The organism is Streptomyces sp. NPDC005808, from assembly GCF_042871385.1.
Lineage (GTDB): Bacteria > Actinomycetota > Actinomycetes > Streptomycetales > Streptomycetaceae > Streptomyces.
In genome coordinates, this window is sequence record NZ_JBIAIK010000015.1 from 16,987 (window position 1) to 34,818 (window position 17,832).

The following is a 17,832-nucleotide window of genomic DNA, read 5'->3' on the forward strand; positions in this document are numbered from 1 at the left end:
GTTAGCCTGGAGCGTCCTACTCCAGCCAGCTCAGTGAGGGGCGCGACGATCCCGTGCGCATCGCCAGGTTCTCCATCGACGGCAACGTCGCTTTCGGCGCGGTCGAGGGCGACAAGCCGGACGAACTCGTCCTCGACATCATCAAGGGCATCCCGTTCGCGGACTTCGAGCTCTCCGGCACGAAGGTCCCCCTGAGCAAGGTGCGGCTGCTGCCCCCGGTGCTCCCCAACAAGGTCGTGGCCTTCGGCCGCAACTACGCCGAGCACGCGCGGGAACTCGGCAACGAGGTCCCCGACGTCCCCTTCGCCTTCTTCAAGCCGTCGACCTCCGTGATCGGCTCCGGCGACGAGATCCAGTACCCGTCCTTCTCGAACGACCTGCACCACGAGGCGGAGCTGGCCGTCGTCATCGGCCGCATGTGCCGCGAGGTCCCGCGCGAGCGCGTCAAGGACGTCATCCTCGGCTACACCTGCGCCAACGACATCTCCGCTCGCGATGTCCAAAAACGCGAGAAGCAGTGGGCCAGGGCCAAGGGCTTCGACGGTGCCTGCCCGCTCGGCCCCTGGGTGGAGACGGACATCGCCCCCTCCGCGATTGCCGAGGGCATCACCATCCAGTGCACGGTCAACGGGCAGCAACGCCAGCTCGGCAGCACCAGTGAGATGATCCACTCCGTCGAGGATCTGATCGTGAACATCACCGAGGCCATGACGCTGCTCCCCGGCGACGTGATCCTCACGGGCACCCCCTCCGGGGTCGGCCCCCTGAACGTCGGCGACGAGGTCGCCGTCACCATCGAAGGCATCGGCACTCTCACCAACAAGGTGATCAAGCGTGGCTAACGGCTCCGTCCGCGTACGTTTCTGTCCCTCCCCGACCGGCAACCCCCACGTGGGCCTGGTCCGCACCGCCCTGTTCAACTGGGCGTTCGCCCGGCACAACGAAGGCACTCTGGTCTTCCGCATCGAGGACACCGACGCGGCCCGCGACTCCGAGGAGTCCTACGACCAGCTGCTCGACTCGATGCGCTGGCTGGGCTTCGACTGGGACGAGGGCCCCGAGATCGGCGGCCCGCACGCGCCGTACCGCCAGTCCCAGCGGATGGACCTCTACAAGGACGTCGCCCAGAAGCTCCTGGACGCGGGCCACGCGTACTACTGCTACTGCTCGACCGAGGAACTGGACGCCCGCCGCGACGCCGCCCGCGCCGCCGGCAAGCCCTCCGGGTACGACGGCCACTGCCGCGCGCTCACCGCCGGCCAGGTCGAGGCGTACCAGGCGGAGGGCCGCACGCCCATCGTCCGCTTCCGCATGCCCGACGAGACGATCACCTTCACGGACCTGGTCCGCGGCGAGATCACGTATCTCCCGGAGAACGTCCCGGACTTCGGGATCGTACGAGCCAACGGCGCACCCCTGTACACGCTCGTCAACCCGGTCGACGACGCCCTGATGGAGATCACCCACGTCCTGCGCGGCGAGGACCTGCTCTCCTCCACCCCGCGCCAGATCGCCCTCTACAAGGCGCTGATCGAGCTGGGCATCGCCAAGGGAACCCCGGCTTTCGGCCACCTCCCGTACGTCATGGGCGAGGGCAACAAGAAGCTCTCCAAGCGTGACCCTGAGTCGTCGCTGAACCTCTACAGGGAGCGCGGTTTCCTCCCCGAGGGGCTGCTCAACTACCTCTCCCTGCTCGGCTGGTCGCTGTCGGCGGACCGCGACATCTTCTCGATCGAGGAGATGGTCGCCGCCTTCGACATCGCGGACGTGAACCCCAACCCGGCCCGCTTCGACCTCAAGAAGTGCGAGGCGATCAACGGCGACCACATCCGCCTGCTCGACGTGAAGGACTTCACCGAGCGCTGCGCCCCCTGGCTGAGGGCCCCGTTCGCCCCCTGGGCGCCGGAGGACTTCGACGAGGCGAAGTGGCAGGCGATCGCCCCGCACGCCCAGACCCGCCTCAAGGTCCTCTCCGAGATCACGGACAACGTCGACTTCCTGTTCCTTGCGGAGCCGGTCTTCGACGAGGCGTCCTGGACGAAGGCCATGAAGGAGGGCAGCGACGCGCTGCTGCGTACGGCGCGCGAGAAGCTCTCCGACGCGGACTGGTCGGACCCGGAGGCGCTGAAGAACGCCGTCCTGGCCGCCGGTGAGGAACACGGCCTCAAGCTCGGCAAGGCCCAGGCCCCGGTCCGGGTCGCCGTGACCGGCCGCACGGTCGGCCTGCCGCTCTTCGAGTCCCTGGAGATCCTGGGCAGGGAGAAGACGCTGGCGCGCATCGACGCGGCGCTGGCGAAGCTTTAGCTCGACAGGGGGCGGCGTCCGGTCCGGGCGCCGCCCCTTGTTGCGCATCGCCCCCTTTGTGCCCCGAGCGACAGACACGCGCCCCCGCCCGGAGTTACCGTCGGATCATGAGCATCAAGGCCTTGGTCTGGGACGTGGACGACACGCTCTTCGACTACACGGGCGCGGACCGGGCCGGGATGCGCGGGCACTTGGCGGCCGAGGGCCTGCTCGACAGGTACGAGTCCGTGGAGCATGCCCTCGTCCGCTGGCGGGAGATCACCGACGTGCAGTGGGCGAAGTTCGCGGCCGGCGAGTCGGACTGGCAGGGCCAGCGCCGTGACCGGGTCAGGGAGTTCCTGGGTGAGCCCCTCGGCGACGTCGAGGCCGACGGCTGGTTCGAGCGGTACGCCGGCCACTACGAAGCCGCCTGGGCTCTCTTCCCGGACACCCTCCCCGCCCTGGACGCCCTCGCCGCCAGTCACCGGCACGCGATCCTGTCCAACTCCAGCTTCCACAACCAGGACCGCAAACTCCGCGTCCTGGGCGTACGCGACCGCTTCGAGAGCGTGCTGTGCGCGGCGGAACTGGGCGTCTCCAAGCCCTCCGTGGCGGCCTTCCACGCCGCCTGCGACGCCCTCGCCCTGCCACCGCACCAGGTCGCGTACGTCGGCGATCACCCGGAGATCGACGGCCGCGGCGCCTTCGAGGCGGGGATGCTCTCGATCTGGATCGACCGTGACGGTGCTCACAGTGCTCCCGAGAGCGGTCCTACGGGCCCGCGCCGGATCGCCTCGCTGGCCGAACTCCCCGTGATCCTCGGCGCTGATACCCGTTTTGGAGCGCCGTCCACCTTCAGGTAATGTTCTTCCTGCGCCGCCGGAGAACGGGCTGAAAGGTCCAAAAACCCGGAGGCGCTAGCTAAAACAAAATCCCCGTAGGGGGTTGCGTTTCAGTGGCCTATGGTGTAATTGGCAGCACGACGGTTTCTGGTTCCGTTAGTCTAGGTTCGAGTCCTGGTAGGCCAGCTCGCAGAGCTCATCTGCAACAGCAGAGACCAACTCTGCAAGGCCCCCGTTGTGTAGCGGCCTAGCACGCCGCCCTCTCAAGGCGGTAGCGCCGGTTCGAATCCGGTCGGGGGTACAGATCCTTCCCAGGGGGACAGTCCGGGTCGCACCCGCTGACTCTCATGCAGGATCGCTAGGGCCCCCGTTGTGTAGCGGCCTAGCACGCTGCCCTCTCACGGCAGTAGCGCCGGTTCGAATCCGGTCGGGGGTACTTGATGGTCTGGTATAGACCACCATTGGGCTATGGTGTAATTGGCAACACGACGGTTTCTGGTTCCGTTGTTCTAGGTTCGAGTCCTGGTAGCCCAGCTGGATCACTTGTGGTCCTTGCCCCCGTTGTGTAGCGGCCTAGCACGCTGCCCTCTCACGGCAGTAGCGCCGGTTCGAATCCGGTCGGGGGTACACGATTCGATGGCCTCCCACTTCGGTGGGGGGCCATCGGCGTTTCCGGAGGAGAACAGCCCCGCCGGGGGAGCGGGCGCTCAACTCCCGTGCGGGCTCCCAGTCTCCCAGTCTTGTGCTTCCAGTACGCGGTGGGATCGGCTGTCGTGCGTCCCGGGGAGGGCCTGCCGCGGCGTTGAGGCCGGCCCTCTTCTGGCGGGGTGCGTGCGGATCAGCCGGTGCGGCGCAGGGCTTCGGAGAGGCGGCCGGCGGCGTCGATGACGGCCTGGGCGTGCATGCGGCCCGGGTGACGGGTCAGGCGTTCGATCGGTCCGGAGACCGAGACGGCGGCGACCACGCGGTTCGAGGGTCCGCGGACGGGAGCGGAGACGGAGGCGACGCCCGGCTCGCGCTCACCGATCGACTGGGCCCAGCCCCGGCGTCGTACGCCGGAGAGAGCCGTCGCGGTGAAGCGGGCACCCTGCAGTCCCCGGTGCAGGCGCTCCGGCTCCTCCCAGGCCATCAGGATCTGGGCCGAGGAGCCCGCCTTCATGGTGAGCGTGGAGCCGACCGGGACCGTGTCCCTGAGACCGGAGAGACGCTCGGCCGCGGCGACGCAGATGCGCATGTCGCCCTGGCGGCGGTAGAGCTGCGCGCTCTCTCCGGTGAGGTCCCGCAGATGCGTGAGCACCGGGCCCGCCGTCGCGAGGAGGCGGTCCTCGCCGGCGGCCGCGGCCAGCTCGGCGAGGCGGGGGCCGAGAATGAAACGGCCCTGCATGTCACGCGCCACCATGCGGTGGTGTTCAAGTGCCACGGCGAGGCGATGTGCCGTGGGTCGTGCCAGTCCGGTCGCCGCGACCAGTCCCGCGAGGGTGGCCGGACCGGACTCCAGAGCGCTCAGGACAAGGGCTGCCTTGTCCAGAACGCCGACGCCGCTACTGTTGTCCATGAAACGATACTCGCGTCTCACTCTGTGAAACGCAAGTTCAATTTCCCGTGGAACGCGCCACCCTTGTAGGTACGCGGCCCGCGGACCAACGGGCCCGGCGGCGGACGCCCGATACGAGGGGTACGAGCGTCGCCGCACCGGTAAATCTCTAGTTGGGCCGGCGCCACACAGGCCGGCCGGAGGGAAAGCGATGGGTAGGACACTCGCGGAGAAGGTCTGGGACGACCATGTCGTCCGGCGCGCCGAGGGCGAGCCCGACCTCCTCTTCATCGATCTGCACCTGCTGCACGAGGTGACCAGCCCGCAGGCCTTCGACGGGCTCCGCCAGGCCGGGCGACCCGTGCGCCGCCTCGACCTCACCATCGCCACCGAGGATCACAACACCCCGACCCTCGACATCGACAAGCCCATCGCGGACCCGGTCTCCCGGGTCCAGCTGGAGACGCTGCGCAAGAACGCCGCCGAGTTCGGTGTGCGCCTGCACTCGCTCGGTGACGTCGAGCAGGGCGTCGTCCACGTCGTGGGACCGCAGCTGGGCCTGACCCAGCCGGGCACCACCGTGGTCTGCGGCGACTCGCACACCTCCACACACGGCGCGTTCGGTGCGCTGGCCTTCGGTATCGGCACCTCGCAGGTCGAGCACGTGCTGGCCACCCAGACGCTGCCGTTGGCCCGCCCCAAGACCATGGCCATCACCGTCGACGGCGAACTGCCCGACGACGTCACGGCCAAGGACCTGATCCTGGCGATCATCACCAAGATCGGCACGGGCGGCGGCCAGGGCTACATCCTGGAATACCGCGGCTCCGCCATCGAGAAGCTCTCGATGGAAGCCCGCATGACCATCTGCAACATGTCGATCGAGGCCGGCGCCCGCGCGGGCATGATCGCCCCCGACGAGACCACCTTCGCCTATCTCAAGGGTCGCGCCCATGCGCCCGAGGGCGCGGAGTGGGACGCCGCCGTCGCGTACTGGAAGACCCTGAAGACGGACGAGGACGCGGAATTCGACGAGGAGGTCGTCATCGACGCCGCCTCCCTCGCGCCGTTCGTCACCTGGGGCACCAACCCCGGCCAGGGCGCGCCGCTTTCGGCGTCCGTCCCCGATCCCGCTTCGTACGAAGACGCTTCGGAGCGCCTGGCCGCCGAAAAGGCCCTGGAATACATGGGGTTGACCGCCGGACAGCCGCTGCGTGACATCAAGGTCGACACCGTCTTCGTAGGTTCGTGCACCAACGGCCGTATCGAGGACCTGCGTGCGGCCGCCGCGCTCGTCGAGGGCCGCAAAGTCGCCGACGGCGTACGGATGCTGGTGGTCCCCGGCTCGGCGCGGGTCGGTCTGCAGGCCGTGTCCGAGGGTCTGGACGTGGTCTTCAAGGAAGCCGGCGCCGAATGGCGGCACGCGGGCTGCTCGATGTGTCTGGGCATGAACCCCGACCAGCTGGCCCCCGGTGAGCGCTCCGCGTCCACCTCCAACCGCAACTTCGAGGGCAGGCAGGGCAAGGGCGGCCGTACGCACCTGGTCTCGCCGCAGGTTGCCGCCGCCACCGCCGTGCTGGGCCACCTGGCCTCCCCGGCCGACCTGTCCGACGCCCGTACGCCCGCTGGAGTCCGATAAGCCATGGAAGCATTCACCACGCACACCGGCCGGGCCGTCCCGCTGCGCCGCAGCAACGTCGACACGGACCAGATCATCCCTGCTCACTGGCTCAAGAAGGTGACCAGGGACGGTTTTGAGGACGGGCTCTTCGAGGCCTGGCGCAAGGACCCGTCCTTCATCCTCAACCAGCCCGAGCGGACGGGCGCCACGGTGCTGGTCGCCGGTCCCGACTTCGGTACCGGTTCCTCGCGCGAGCACGCCGTGTGGGCGTTGCAGAACTACGGTTTCAAGGCCGTCATCTCCTCGCGCTTCGCCGACATCTTCCGCGGCAACTCGCTCAAGAACGGCCTGCTCACCGTGGTTCTGGAGCAGAAAATCGTGAACGCGCTGCAGGAGCTCACGGAGAACGACCCCGAGGCCGAGGTCACGGTCGACCTGGAGACCCGCGAGGTGCGCGCCGAGGGCATCACCGCCTCCTTCGAGCTGGACGAGAACGCCCGCTGGCGGCTGCTGAACGGCCTGGACGACATCTCCATCACCCTCCAGAACGAGGGCGACATCTCCGCGTACGAGGCCAAGCGGCCCTCGCACAAGCCGAAGACGGTTCAGGTCTGACACGCGGGCCGGATTCACGGTCGGCCCACAGCGATTCGCCGCTGACCCGGGTCTGATTCGCCGCAGACCCGGGCCTGAATCACCGCCGACCGGGTCTGAATCACCGCAGACCCGGGTCTGATTTCAGCCACCGCAACACCCCTCTGTACCCCCAATCGTGGACGGTTGGGGGTACAGCCGTGTCTGCCTCCGGGCGGCCTTCGGATGCCTTGCCGGAAGGCCTCAACTCCCCTAGTTACAAAGGCCGTTGCGGGGGTAGACGGCCTATGGTACGGGGTGCCGCCGAGGTGCTCAGGAGCCCCTCCGGGGACGGCAGTTACCCCCTGAGCAGGCGACAACTCGCCCCAGATGGCACAATCTGTGCATGGGACACGACGGCCAACTCGAGCTCTATGCGGCAGTCGCGGCCCAACTCAAGGAAGCGCACACAAGAGTGCGTGCACTGCAAGTCCCGGAGGGCGTACGGATGGCGCTGACCCGGAAGCTGCTGGTCATTACGGCCGCGGCCAAGCACGATCTCGCCGATGCGACAAGGCGTCTGGAGCGGTTCACCGCCGACCTCGACGAGGGTCGATTCCTCGAAGAGGAACGCTGAGTTACTCCACGACAGTCCGAGTTCGTTGCGGCACAAGGGTGATTAGCCCGTTTCGTGTTTGATTTGCGGTATATATCTGCCTAACGTGCGAAAAAGCTTGAACGCATTCGTTCTGGCAATGTCTCCGAAGGGGAAGACGTGAACAAGGCGCAGCTCGTAGAAGCGATTGCCGACAAGGTCGGCGGGCGTCAGCAGGCCGCCGACGCGGTCGACGCCGTACTGGACGCGGTCGTCCGCGCGGTTGTCGGCGGAGACCGGGTCTCGGTCACCGGCTTCGGTTCCTTCGAGAAGGTTGACCGTCCGGCCCGCTACGCCCGCAACCCGCAGACCGGGGAGCGCGTTCGGGTCAAGAAGACCTCTGTGCCGCGCTTCCGCGCGGGCCAGGGCTTCAAGGACCTGGTGAGCGGCTCGAAGAAGCTCCCGAAGAACGACGTCGCGGTCAAGAAGGCCCCGAAGGGCAGCCTCTCCGGCGGCGCTTCGGCCACGGTGAAGAAGGCCGCGGCCAAGAAGGCCACCACGGCCAAGAGGGCGACGGCGAACAGGACCGCTGCCGCCGCGAAGAAGGCGACGGCCAAGAAGACCACGGCCACCGCCAAGAAGACCACGGCCAAGAAGACGACCGCCAAGAAGACCACGGCGACCGCCAAGAAGACCGCGGCCAAGAAGACGACCGCCAAGAAGGCGACGGCCAAGAAGGCCCCGGCGAAGAAGGCGACGGCCAAGAAGGCCCCCGCCAAGAAGTCGACGGCTCGCAAGACCACCGCCAAAAAGGCCACCGCCCGCTCGTAGCGAGGGCACGGAGGCAACTCACGCGCCGGGCCGGGCTCCCATCGGGAGCCCGGCCCGCGGCGTGTCCGGCCCGACAGGTCTCTAGAAGGTCTGCAGGGTGATCAGGGTGATCCGGCGTCCCTCGCCGTCGCCCTCGGTCTCGACCCGCACGCGCTGGCCGGGACGCAGCAGCCGCAGCCCGCCCGCGTCGAACGCCGGGCCGTCGAAGGGCACCGGGGTGCCGTCGTCGAGCAGCACCTGGCCGCTGCGGGTCTCGGGGTCGTACGTGTACGCGGTCGCCTGCATGGTGGAAGCCTATCCAGGCGGCGGGATCCAAGGCGGCCGGTGGTGGGCGCGAGGTGGGCGGGGAACGGTGTCAGCCGCCCGGTTGGCCCGGGATGAGCAGGCGGGCGGCCAGTGCCGCCGTACGTGGGCCGACGCCCAGTGCCAGTGCGGCTCGCAGGTCGTCACCGGTGTCCACGTCCTGACGTACGGAATCCACGCCGTCGGGGCGGAGTTCCACGGCGCCCGAGGCCTGATGGCGGGCGCGGGAATCGGTGCCGAAAGTCGGGAGCAATTCCTGGCCCGGGGCCGCGGCCAGCAGAGTGGTGCCGATTGCGGCTGCATCGGGGAGAAAAGCGCGGGGAAATTCGACGGCGGCTTCGAGTACTCGGGCCAATTCCCGCGGTCGCAGTGCGGGCAGATCGGCGTTCAGGGCGGCAACGGCGCTTTCGGGAGTTCGGGAGCGTACGGCGGAGCTGCCGTGCGCCAGGGCGGCGTTGAGGCCGCCCGCCGGCTCGCCCGTGACGATGCGGGCGCCCAGTGCGGCGAGTTCCCGCCCGGCAAGGGCGTCATCCGTGACCACCGCCACATCGCGGACCGCGGTGCAGGCCAGCGCCGCTGCCACGGTGTCCTGTGCGAAGGCGAGGGCGAGCCCGGGGCGCAGCCCGTCGCCGGCGGTGTCCGCCAGCCTGCTCTTGGCCCGTGCCAGAGGTTTGAGCGGTACCACCAGGAACCAATGCACGAGCGCCCCGTCTCTCCCTTGTCGCGCCCATTGTGACCCGGGCGCCCTGGCGGTCCGCACGCCGGGGCGTACGGTGTTCTCGACAGACAGGCGGCCCGGGGCGACACTTGTGCGGCCCCCCAGGCCTTGGAGGAAGGTGTTCGCGTGCCCCGCCGCAGAATCGGCTTCTGGTACCGCTTTGCAGCGGTCCTCTGCAAACCGCCGCTGGTGGTTCTGATCAAGCGGGACTGGCGCGGGATCGAGAACATTCCGGCAGAGGGCGGATTTATCACCGCGGTGAACCACAATTCGCATGTGGACCCGTTCATGTATGGGCACTATCAGTACAACACCGGGCGCGTTCCACGATTCCTGGCGAAGAGCAGTCTTTTCAGGAAGGGGTTCGTGGGCGCCGCGATGCGCGGCACCGGACAGATCCCGGTGTACCGCGAGACCACGGACGCGCTGAGTGCTTTCCGGGCGGCGATCGACGCCGTCGAGCGCGGTGAGTGCGTCGCGTTTTATCCCGAGGGCACCATCACCCGCGATCCCGGCCAGTGGCCGATGACCGGCAAGACGGGTGCCGCCCGGGTCGCCCTGCAGACCAAGTGCCCGGTGATTCCGGTCGCCCAGTGGGGCGCCAACGAACTTCTGCCGCCGTACGCCAAAAAGCTCCACGTACTTCCGCGCAAGACCCACCACGTCCTCGCCGGCCCTCCGGTGGACCTTTCGCGCTTCTACGACAAGGAGATGTCCCCGGACGTCCTCAAGGAGGCGACCGAGGCCATCATGGCGGCCATCACCGCGCAACTGGAGGAGATCCGCGGCGAGAAGGCACCTCGGGCGCCCTACGACCCGCGCCAGGAGCGGATCGAGCAGCGGAGGCGGACCGCGGCCCAGGAAAGGGCCGCCCGGCAGATCGCCGCGCAGGAGCAGGACGCCGAGGAGAACGCGCAGGCCCTGCACCAGGCGCAGGTGCGGCACGAAGCACAGCAGGAAGAGGGGCAGGGCACGTGAGCAAGCCGGTCAAGGCGGCTGTCTTCGGGACCGGATCGTGGGGTACGGCCTTCGGCATGGTGCTCGCCGACGCGGGATGCGACGTCACCCTGTGGGCGCGCCGCGCCGACCTCGCCGAAGCGGTCAACTCCACGCGCATGAACCCGGACTACCTGCCGGGTGTCGAACTCCCGGTGAACCTGCGGGCCACCGCGGACGCCGCCGAGGCCGCGCACGAGGCCGACTTCACGGTGCTCGCCATTCCCTCGCAGACCCTGCGCGGGAACCTCGCGCAGTGGGCGCCGCTGCTCGCGCCCGACACCGTCCTCGTCTCGCTCATGAAGGGCGTCGAACTCGGCTCCACCATGCGGATGAGCGAGGTGATCGAGGACGTCGCCAAGGTCGGCCAGGACCGCATCGCCGTGGTCACCGGACCCAACCTCGCACGGGAGATCGCCGCGCGGATGCCGGCCGCAGCCGTGGTCGCCTGCCGCTCCGAAGAGGTCGCCCAGCGTCTCCAGGCCGCCTGCCACACGCCGTACTTCCGCCCGTACACCAACACCGACGTGGTGGGCTGCGAACTCGGCGGCGCCGTCAAGAACGTGATCGGTCTCGCCGTCGGCATCGCGGACGGCATGGGACTCGGCGACAACGCGAAGGGCTCGCTCATCACGCGCGGGCTCGCGGAGACCTCGCGCCTGGGCCTCGCCATGGGCGCCGACCCGATGACGTTCGCCGGACTCGCGGGCCTGGGCGACCTGGTGGCCACCTGCTCCTCGCCGCTGTCGCGCAACCACACCTTCGGCATCAACCTCGGCAAGGGCATGACCCTCCAGGAGACCATCGCGATCACCAGGCAGACCGCCGAGGGCGTCAAGTCCTGTGAGTCGGTACTGGATCTGGCCCGTCGGCACGGCGTCGACATGCCCATCACGGAAACGGTCGTCGGCATCGTCCACGAGGGCAAGCCGCCCGTCGTCGCCCTCAAGGAGATGATGTCGCGCAGCGCCAAGGCGGAACGACGCTGAGCGACAGGGTCAACAGGCGCTGACTGAGGGGGGTACCAGCGGGTACGCTCAACGCGATATGAGCACTGAGAACCTCCCCCAGAGCCCTGAGCAGCCGCCGCGCAAGCCGCGCGTGGCCGTCGTCTTCGGTGGCCGCAGCTCCGAACACGGGATCTCCGTGGTCACGGCCGGCGCGGTCCTGCGGGCGATCGACCGGACGAAGTACGACGTCCTGCCGATCGGCATCACCCAGGACGGCCGTTGGGCGCTCACCGCCGACGAGCCGGACCGCATGGCCATCGTCGACCGGCAGCAGCCGAGCGTGGACCGGCTCGCGGAGTCCACCGAGGGCGGCGTGATCCTCTCCGTCGACCCGGCCAATCGTGAAGTCGTCTACAGCGAACCGGGTTCCGTCCCCAAGGCCCTCGGCGAGGTCGACGTGGTCTTCCCCGTGCTGCACGGCCCGTACGGCGAGGACGGCACCCTGCAGGGCCTCCTGGAACTCTCCGGAGTTCCGTATGTCGGCGCGGGTGTGCTCGCCTCGGCCGTCGGCCAGGACAAGGAGTACATGAAGCGGGTGTTCACCTCCTTCGGGCTGCCCGTCGGCCCGTATCTGGTGATCCGCCCGCGCGAGTGGACCGGCGACGAGCAGGGGGCCCGCGAGCGCATCGCCGGCTTCGCGGGCGAGCACGGCTGGCCGCTGTTCATCAAGCCCGCGCGCGCGGGCTCCTCGATCGGCATCACCAAGGTCGACTCCTTCGAGGGCCTCGACGAGGCGATCGCGGAGGCACAGCGCCACGACCCGAAGATCATCGTGGAGGCGCTGCTGCGCGGCCGCGAGATCGAGTGCGGGGTCCTGGAGTTCGAGGACGGACCGCGCGCCAGCGTGCCCGCCGAGATCCCGCCCGTGCAGGCGCACGCCTACTACGACTTCGAGGCGAAGTACATCGACTCGACACCCGGCCTCGTACCGGCCCCGCTGACGCCCGAGCAGACGGCGGAGGTCCAGCGGCTGGCGGTCGAGGCGTTCGAGGCCGCCTCCTGCGAGGGCCTGGTGCGCGCGGACTTCTTCCTCACCGAGGACGGCGAGTTCGTGATCAACGAGATCAACACCATGCCGGGGTTCACGCCCATCTCGATGTACCCGAAGATGTGGGAGGCGAGCGGCGTGGGCTACCCGGAGCTGGTGGACCGCCTGGTGCAGGCGGCGCTGAACCGTTCCACCGGGCTTCGCTGAGAGCCTTCCCGGCACCCCTGTACGTCAGTCGGCGATCCCTTCGGGGATCGCCTTCTTGATGGGTGCGGCGAAGGCCGTGAGCGGGCCCGCGCCCAGGTCGGCCCGCTCCTTGGGGAGCCTCACCTCGACGTATGCCGTGCGCAGGGTGGTGGTGAAGACGTACGACCCGTCGTCCTGCTCCTCGATCAGCCAGCCGACCCCGTTCACTTCGGCGCCGTCGGCGTTGGGGTCGTTCATCTCGGCAGGCCGTTCGACACCGCAGCGCAGTATGATCGCCGGGCTTCCCCAGCCCGCGGTCAGCGCGGACCGCGGCTCGGGATCGTTCCGGTCGAGTCCGTTGACTTTCTCCGGCAGCTCCTTGTCCAGGTTCTCGCACAGCTTCGTGACCTTCGCGTCCGGGCTGGGAACCACGGCCGAGGCGTCGTCGTCTGCCGAGGTGCAGCCCGTGGCGGCAATCAGCAGAGCGAGAACGGGCAGCCCGAAGGCGGCGGTGTGCCGGTGACGGAAGAAGTTCACCGGCCAAGGTTAGACGGGGGCTACAGGTGCACGACCGGGCAGGTCAGGGTGCGGGTGATGCCGTCCACTTGCTGGACTTTGGCGACCACCATGCGGCCGAGGTCGTCGACTGTGTCGGCCTGGGCGCGCACGATCACGTCGTACGGTCCTGTCACGTCCTCGGCCTGGATCACCCCCGGGATCTTGCTGATCGTCTCGGCGACGGTCGACGCTTTGCCGACCTCCGTCTGGATCAGGATGTACGCCTGTACCACGGAACCTCCAGGGCGGCCACGAGGATCATGTGGGGAAAAGGAACGCCACGGTATCGCGTCGCCGCTCGCCGCGGGGAGACCCGCGGTGACCGGGGATTGCGCGCCGGGGTGCACAGACTGCACAAGTGGACGGCCGATTCGACCGTACCGAGGACGAGGACGGCACGCGACCGCACCGAGGACGGTTCGCGTGGCGCGGCGCAGGCGGTACGCGCCACCGTTCGCACGAGACGTACCGTGGCGCAGACAGGAAGAGAAGGGGCAGTACGACTATGAAGGGCACCGTGGGCGAGTTGGGGGAGTTCGGGCTCATCAAGGAGCTCACCTCGCGTCTCACCACCACCCCGGCGGTCCGGGTCGGCCCCGGCGACGACGCCGCGGTGGTGGCCGCGCCCGACCGCAGGGTCGTGGCGAGCACCGACATCCTCCTGGAGGGGCGGCACTTCCGCCGTGACTGGTCGACGGCGTACGACGTGGGGCGCAAGGCCGCCGCACAGAACCTCGCGGACATCGCCGCGATGGGCGCCGTACCGACCGCGCTGCTGCTCGGCCTGGTCGTGCCGGCCGAACTCCCGGCCACCTGGCCGTCCGAGCTGATGGACGGGCTGCGCGACGAGTGCCAGGTCGCGGGCGCCTCCGTGGTCGGCGGTGATGTCGTACGTGGCGACACCATCATGGTCTCCATCACCGCGCTCGGCGATCTGCGCAACCACGAGCCGGTGATCCGGGGCGGGGCCCAGCCCGGCGACATCGTCGCCGTGACGGGCTGGCTGGGCTGGTCGGCGGCCGGCTTCGCGGTGCTCTCCCGGGGCTTCCGCTCGCCGCGCGCCTTCGTGGAGGCGCACCGGCGTCCGGAGCCGCCGTATCACGCGGGTCCCGCAGCGGCCGGGCTCGGCGCGACCTCGATGACCGACGTCAGCGACGGGCTGATCGCCGACCTCGGGCACATCGCCGAGGCGAGCAAGGTCCGCATCGACATCCGTTCCGGCGCCATCGACATCCCGACCCAGATGAACGACATCGGGCAGGCCGTCGGCGTCGACCCCATCCAGTGGGTGCTCACCGGCGGCGAGGACCACGCGATCGTCGCCACCTTCCCGCCGGACGTGAAACTGCCCGCCCGCTGGAAGATCATCGGCGAGGTCCTCAACCCGTCCGCGCTGCCGCAGGTCACGGTCGACGGCGCGCCCTGGACGAGCAAGGGCGGCTGGGACCACTTCGGGGAGATCGAGTCGTGAGTGCGCCGCCGAGGGTTCTGACGGTCGCAGGCTCGGACTCCGGTGGCGGCGCCGGAATCCAGGCCGACCTGAAGACGATGCTCGCGCTCGGCGTGCACGGAATGAGCGTGATCACGGCTGTCACCGCGCAGAACTCCCTCGGCGTGCAAGGCGCTTGGGAGCTGCCGGTTGAGGCGGTGCGCGCCCAGTACCGCAGTGTCGTCGACGACATCGGCGTCCAGGCGGTCAAGACCGGCATGCTCGCCTCTGCCGAACTCGTCGAGGCCGTCGCCGAGTTGATCGCCGGCACGGACGCGCCGGCCGTCGTCGACCCGGTCGGCGTCTCCAAACACGGCGACTCACTGCTGGCCGACTCCGCGCTGGATTCCGTACGTACGAAGCTGTTGCCGCTCGCCGTTGTGGCGACGCCGAACCTCGACGAGGTCGCCCAGTTGACGGGTGTGCGGGTCGAGTCCGAGGAACAGTTGCGTGACGCGGCGGCGGCTGTGCTGGCGTACGGGCCGAAGTGGGTGCTGATCAAGGGCGGCCATCTGACCGGGGACGCCGTCGATCTGCTGACGGACGGATCCGAGGAGCACTGGCTGCGCGCCCCCCGCTACGACAACCGGCATACGCACGGCACGGGCTGCACGCTCGCCTCGGCCATCGCGTGCGGCCTGGCGAAGGGGGAGAGTGTGCCGGAGGCCGTCGCGGCGGCCAAGGAGTACGTCACCGGGGCGATCGCGGCCGGGTTCGCGCTGGGGGGCGGGATCGGGCCGGTAGATCATGGGTGGCGGTTCAGGGCGGGCGGGTAGGTAGGCGCTTGGACGCGGCGCGTAAACGCTTGCGTAAGCGTTTACGTGTGCTGTTTCGTCTCGCCCGGGCGCAGCAAAAAACCGGCCCACCGTGAGGTGGACCGGCTCAGTGCAAGCGAACCAGCAGTGGCCGCGCGCTAGCGGTTGTCAGCGCGTGACCTTGCCGGCCTTGATGCACGAGGTGCAAGCGTTCACGCGCTTCGGCGTCCCGCCGACCACGGTACGAACGCGCTGGATGTTGGGATTCCAGCGACGGGGCGTACGGCGGTGCGAGTGCGAGATGCTGTTGCCGAAGCCCGGCCCCTTGCCGCAGACGTCGCAGTTGGCAGCCACGGGCTCACTCCAAAAACTTCAGATGCACTTACGGTGGATCCCGGCATGCCGGGATCAAGATCTACGATCTGAGTGGCGTTGCCAGGAGGAAGGCCCGATCGGATCGGGCAACCGGAGCAGCATACAACGACTGCGTCCAGACAACGAAACTACCATGGCTGCTCAGGGCCACGCCCCGGCCCTCCGTAGACCCGCTACCGACAGTAACCCCTTCTGGGTCTACGCTGCGTCCACGTCCAGCAGCTCAAGGAGGCGCAGGTGCCGCAGGTGCCGCAGACGTTCGATGCTCTCGCGGTGCGCACCTGGTGCGGTCTCTCGCTGGAGGCGCTGGGACGGGCGCGCGAGGAGATAGACGCGATCAACGTCTATCCGGTCGCCGACGGGGACACCGGCACCAACCTGTATCTGACGCTGGAATCGGCGACCGCGGCGGTCGAGGCGGTCTTCGCCGGGCACGAGGTCGGCGCGGGGTACGACGTCGACGAAGGGCGCGAAGCAGGCGGGGGGCGCGAGGCCGGCGGGGGTGAGCCGACGCTCGCGGACGCGGTACGGGCGATGGCGCACGGCGCGCTGATAGGCGCCCGGGGCAACTCCGGGACGATCCTCGCGCAGCTGCTGCGGGGCATGGCCCAGGTGCTCGCCGCCGACAGTGAGACCGCTCACACCGGCGGACCGGGCTTGCGGCTGGCACTCCGGCAGGCCGCCGACTCCGCCCGCCAGGCCGTCGCCCACCCCGTCGAGGGCACGGTCCTCACGGTCGCCTCGGCCGCCGCCGACGCGGCCACCGGCGCCGAGGGGGACTGCGGCACGGTCGCGCGCGCGGCGTACGCGGGAGCGCGGGCGGCCCTCGCCGCGACGCCCGGGCAACTGGCAGCCCTGAGGCAGGCCGGTGTCGTCGATGCGGGCGGACGGGGGCTGGTGGTGGTGCTGGCGGCGCTGGTGGAGACGTTCACGGGGGAGAGGCCGAGGGCGCTCGCCGGAGCCGCGGAGGTCCACGCGCGCGTGGCGGATGCCTCGACCGGCGTCAGCATCGGCGGCGGCATCGGCGGCGTCGACATCGTCGGTGCCGGCATCGGAGGAGTGCACCCCGACGTGTGCGGGGACGCGGTGCCGCAAGAGGGCGGGCCCGCCTTCGAGGTGATCTACCTCCTGGAAGCGGATGACGAGGCCGTGGCCCGGCTGCGGGACCGGCTCGACCGGCTGGGCAACTCGCTCGTCGTCGTCGGCGGGGACGGGTTGTGGAACGTCCATGTGCACGTGGACGACGCGGGTGCCGCCGTGGAGGCGGGTGTCGAGGCCGGACGGCCGTACCGGATCAGGATCACCCACTTCGGGCTCGGGGACGTCCACACCGGAGGCCCGGGGCGTCCTCCCCGGGAGCGCGCACAGCGTGCCGTCGTGGCTGTCGTGCCCGGAGAGGGGCTGGCCGAGCTGTATGCGGAGGCCGGGGCGACCACCGTGCTCGCGCGGCCCGGGGAGCCGCCCGCGAGCGGAGAGCTCGTCGAGGCCGTGCGGCGTGCCCACGCGCGCGAGGTGGTGCTTCTGCCCAACGACGCCGAACTGCGTCACACCGCGGCCGCGGCCGCCGAGCAGGCGCGCGTGGACGGTGTCCGCGTCGCGCTGATCCCGACCCGCTCCGCGGTCCAGGGCATCGCCGCGCTCGCCGTCCACGAGCCGGAACGCCGGTTCGACGAGGACGTCGTCGCCATGACCTCCGCGGCCGGCGCCACCCGCTACGCGGAGGTCGCGGTCGCCGAGCGCCAGTCCTGGACCATGGCCGGCATCTGCCAGGCCGGCGATGTCCTCGGCCTCATCGACGGCGATGTCGCCGTGATCGGCTCCGACATCACCGTCACAGCCGAAGCCGTCCTGGACCGCATGCTCTCAGCCGGCGGCGAAATGGTCACCCTCGTCCTTGGCGACGAGGCGCCCGAGACCATCGCGGACCGCCTTGAATCCCGGGTACGGGAAGGGTATTTGGCGGTGGACACGGTGGTGTACCGGGGTGGGCGGCAAGGGGCGTTGTTGTTGATCGGGGTGGAGTAGGTGTCGGTAGGGGTGGGTGGTTTGTCGCCCCCTCCGCCCCTATCCGTCCCTGTTTCTGGGGGCTGCCGCCCCCAGACCCCCGCTTCGGCCTGGACGGCCTCGTCCTCAAACGCCGGAGGGGCTGAAGATTTTCAGCCCCTCCGGCGTTTG

General features: G+C 69.5%; 19 protein-coding genes and 5 tRNA genes. 18 read left to right on the plus strand and 6 right to left on the minus strand.

Features of this window, described 5'->3' with window-relative positions; genetic code table 11:
- Positions 1 to 53 precede the first annotated feature (53 nt).
- From ACFYPC_RS28490 to ACFYPC_RS28525, 8 genes are all read left to right on the plus strand, one after another.
- Positions 54 to 842, plus strand: coding sequence for a fumarylacetoacetate hydrolase family protein (locus ACFYPC_RS28490; protein ID WP_388681818.1), 789 nt, complete (start codon positions 54 to 56; stop codon positions 840 to 842).
- Positions 835 to 2,304 carry a glutamate--tRNA ligase gene (gene gltX / locus ACFYPC_RS28495; RefSeq protein ID WP_388681821.1) on the plus strand — a complete coding sequence of 490 codons (1,470 nt, stop codon included), beginning with the start codon at positions 835 to 837 and terminating at the stop codon, positions 2,302 to 2,304. The genes ACFYPC_RS28490 and gltX overlap by 8 nt, the downstream gene beginning before the upstream one ends.
- A gap of 107 nt (positions 2,305 to 2,411) precedes the next feature.
- Complete coding sequence (locus ACFYPC_RS28500) at positions 2,412 to 3,146, plus strand: HAD family hydrolase (protein ID WP_388681823.1); 735 nt, start codon at positions 2,412 to 2,414, stop codon at positions 3,144 to 3,146.
- Positions 3,147 to 3,239: 93 nt separating this feature from the next.
- A tRNA-Gln gene (locus tag ACFYPC_RS28505) sits at positions 3,240 to 3,311 on the plus strand.
- 42 nt (positions 3,312 to 3,353) lie between these two features.
- Positions 3,354 to 3,426, plus strand: a tRNA-Glu gene (locus ACFYPC_RS28510).
- A gap of 62 nt (positions 3,427 to 3,488) precedes the next feature.
- Positions 3,489 to 3,561 (plus strand) — tRNA-Glu (locus ACFYPC_RS28515).
- Between the two features lie 26 nt (positions 3,562 to 3,587).
- Positions 3,588 to 3,659, plus strand: a tRNA-Gln gene (locus ACFYPC_RS28520).
- 20 nt (positions 3,660 to 3,679) lie between these two features.
- Positions 3,680 to 3,752, plus strand: a tRNA-Glu gene (locus ACFYPC_RS28525).
- Positions 3,753 to 3,963: 211 nt separating this feature from the next.
- On the opposite strand, the gene ndgR is transcribed toward ACFYPC_RS28525, so the two are convergent.
- The gene (gene ndgR / locus ACFYPC_RS28530; RefSeq protein WP_006383662.1) at positions 3,964 to 4,680 is read right to left on the minus strand and encodes an IclR family transcriptional regulator NdgR; all 717 of its coding nucleotides are present in this window, start codon (positions 4,678 to 4,680) and stop codon (positions 3,964 to 3,966) included.
- A 190-nt stretch (positions 4,681 to 4,870) separates the two neighbouring features.
- On the opposite strand from ndgR, the gene leuC reads away from it, so the two are divergent.
- The 4 genes from leuC (at position 4,871) to ACFYPC_RS28550 (ending at position 8,279) form a co-directional block, all read left to right on the plus strand.
- Complete coding sequence (gene leuC / locus ACFYPC_RS28535) at positions 4,871 to 6,298, plus strand: 3-isopropylmalate dehydratase large subunit (protein ID WP_388681827.1); 1,428 nt, start codon at positions 4,871 to 4,873, stop codon at positions 6,296 to 6,298.
- Between the two features lie 3 nt (positions 6,299 to 6,301).
- Positions 6,302 to 6,895 carry a 3-isopropylmalate dehydratase small subunit gene (leuD, locus tag ACFYPC_RS28540; RefSeq protein WP_388681830.1) on the plus strand — a complete coding sequence of 198 codons (594 nt, stop codon included), beginning with the start codon at positions 6,302 to 6,304 and terminating at the stop codon, positions 6,893 to 6,895.
- Between the two features lie 364 nt (positions 6,896 to 7,259).
- Complete coding sequence (locus ACFYPC_RS28545; RefSeq protein WP_388681833.1) at positions 7,260 to 7,490, plus strand: hypothetical protein; 231 nt, start codon at positions 7,260 to 7,262, stop codon at positions 7,488 to 7,490.
- A gap of 138 nt (positions 7,491 to 7,628) precedes the next feature.
- Positions 7,629 to 8,279 carry an HU family DNA-binding protein gene (locus tag ACFYPC_RS28550; protein ID WP_388681836.1) on the plus strand — a complete coding sequence of 217 codons (651 nt, stop codon included), beginning with the start codon at positions 7,629 to 7,631 and terminating at the stop codon, positions 8,277 to 8,279.
- Between the two features lie 81 nt (positions 8,280 to 8,360).
- On the opposite strand, the gene ACFYPC_RS28555 is transcribed toward ACFYPC_RS28550, so the two are convergent.
- Positions 8,361 to 8,564 carry a hypothetical protein gene (locus ACFYPC_RS28555; protein ID WP_384379002.1) on the minus strand — a complete coding sequence of 68 codons (204 nt, stop codon included), beginning with the start codon at positions 8,562 to 8,564 and terminating at the stop codon, positions 8,361 to 8,363.
- Positions 8,565 to 8,634: 70 nt separating this feature from the next.
- A complete protein-coding gene (cofC, locus tag ACFYPC_RS28560; protein ID WP_388681838.1) occupies positions 8,635 to 9,282 on the minus strand; it encodes a 2-phospho-L-lactate guanylyltransferase in 648 nt (215 codons plus the stop codon).
- 144 nt (positions 9,283 to 9,426) lie between these two features.
- Between cofC and ACFYPC_RS28565 the strand changes: the two genes are divergently transcribed.
- Genes ACFYPC_RS28565 through ACFYPC_RS28575 form a run of 3 tightly spaced genes read left to right on the plus strand, consistent with a single transcriptional unit; the run spans position 9,427 to position 12,501 of the window.
- On the plus strand, positions 9,427 to 10,278 hold the full coding sequence (locus tag ACFYPC_RS28565; protein WP_388681841.1) for a lysophospholipid acyltransferase family protein: 852 nt from the start codon (positions 9,427 to 9,429) through the stop codon (positions 10,276 to 10,278).
- The gene (locus tag ACFYPC_RS28570) at positions 10,275 to 11,285 is read left to right on the plus strand and encodes an NAD(P)H-dependent glycerol-3-phosphate dehydrogenase (protein WP_388681842.1); all 1,011 of its coding nucleotides are present in this window, start codon (positions 10,275 to 10,277) and stop codon (positions 11,283 to 11,285) included. Before ACFYPC_RS28565 ends, ACFYPC_RS28570 begins: the two co-directional genes overlap by 4 nt.
- Positions 11,286 to 11,343: 58 nt before the next feature.
- A complete protein-coding gene (locus tag ACFYPC_RS28575) occupies positions 11,344 to 12,501 on the plus strand; it encodes a D-alanine--D-alanine ligase family protein (RefSeq protein WP_388681845.1) in 1,158 nt (385 codons plus the stop codon).
- Between the two features lie 24 nt (positions 12,502 to 12,525).
- On the opposite strand, the gene ACFYPC_RS28580 is transcribed toward ACFYPC_RS28575, so the two are convergent.
- Together ACFYPC_RS28580 and ACFYPC_RS28585 are read right to left on the minus strand one after the other, a co-directional pair.
- Positions 12,526 to 13,017: a DUF3515 domain-containing protein gene (locus ACFYPC_RS28580; RefSeq protein ID WP_388681848.1), complete on the minus strand. Its 492-nt coding sequence runs from the start codon at positions 13,015 to 13,017 to the stop codon at positions 12,526 to 12,528.
- 20 nt (positions 13,018 to 13,037) lie between these two features.
- A complete protein-coding gene (locus ACFYPC_RS28585) occupies positions 13,038 to 13,271 on the minus strand; it encodes an Lrp/AsnC family transcriptional regulator (protein ID WP_003997603.1) in 234 nt (77 codons plus the stop codon).
- Between the two features lie 272 nt (positions 13,272 to 13,543).
- Between ACFYPC_RS28585 and ACFYPC_RS28590 the strand changes: the two genes are divergently transcribed.
- Together ACFYPC_RS28590 and thiD are read left to right on the plus strand one after the other, a co-directional pair.
- Positions 13,544 to 14,509 (plus strand): thiamine-phosphate kinase, encoded by a 966-nt coding sequence (locus ACFYPC_RS28590; protein ID WP_388681850.1) that lies wholly within the window; start codon positions 13,544 to 13,546, stop codon positions 14,507 to 14,509.
- The gene (gene thiD, locus ACFYPC_RS28595; RefSeq protein ID WP_388681853.1) at positions 14,506 to 15,303 is read left to right on the plus strand and encodes a bifunctional hydroxymethylpyrimidine kinase/phosphomethylpyrimidine kinase; all 798 of its coding nucleotides are present in this window, start codon (positions 14,506 to 14,508) and stop codon (positions 15,301 to 15,303) included. Before ACFYPC_RS28590 ends, thiD begins: the two co-directional genes overlap by 4 nt.
- A 147-nt stretch (positions 15,304 to 15,450) precedes the next feature.
- Here thiD and rpmB read toward each other — a convergent pair whose 3' ends face one another.
- Positions 15,451 to 15,636, minus strand: a complete 186-nt coding sequence (rpmB, locus tag ACFYPC_RS28600; RefSeq protein ID WP_266474652.1) for a 50S ribosomal protein L28 — start codon at positions 15,634 to 15,636, stop codon at positions 15,451 to 15,453.
- A 258-nt stretch (positions 15,637 to 15,894) separates the two neighbouring features.
- Here rpmB and ACFYPC_RS28605 point away from each other — a divergent pair, with 258 nt between their 5' ends.
- Positions 15,895 to 17,682, plus strand: coding sequence for a DAK2 domain-containing protein (locus ACFYPC_RS28605; protein ID WP_388681856.1), 1,788 nt, complete (start codon positions 15,895 to 15,897; stop codon positions 17,680 to 17,682).
- Positions 17,683 to 17,832: the final 150 nt, after the last annotated feature.

Excerpts from the sequence above, each read along its gene's own strand:
- ACFYPC_RS28555 (WP_384379002.1), bottom strand. The coding sequence starts at position 8,564 with ATGCAGGCGACCGCGTACACGTACGACCCCGAGACCCGCAGCGGCCAG.
- leuC (WP_388681827.1), top strand. The coding sequence starts at position 4,871 with ATGGGTAGGACACTCGCGGAGAAGGTCTGGGACGACCATGTCGTCCGG.
- ACFYPC_RS28500 (WP_388681823.1), top strand. The coding sequence starts at position 2,412 with ATGAGCATCAAGGCCTTGGTCTGGGACGTGGACGACACGCTCTTCGAC.
- ACFYPC_RS28590 (WP_388681850.1), top strand. The coding sequence starts at position 13,544 with ATGAAGGGCACCGTGGGCGAGTTGGGGGAGTTCGGGCTCATCAAGGAG.
- ACFYPC_RS28575 (WP_388681845.1), top strand. The coding sequence starts at position 11,344 with ATGAGCACTGAGAACCTCCCCCAGAGCCCTGAGCAGCCGCCGCGCAAG.
- leuD (WP_388681830.1), top strand. The coding sequence starts at position 6,302 with ATGGAAGCATTCACCACGCACACCGGCCGGGCCGTCCCGCTGCGCCGC.
- ACFYPC_RS28545 (WP_388681833.1), top strand. The coding sequence starts at position 7,260 with ATGGGACACGACGGCCAACTCGAGCTCTATGCGGCAGTCGCGGCCCAA.
- ndgR (WP_006383662.1), bottom strand. The coding sequence starts at position 4,680 with ATGGACAACAGTAGCGGCGTCGGCGTTCTGGACAAGGCAGCCCTTGTC.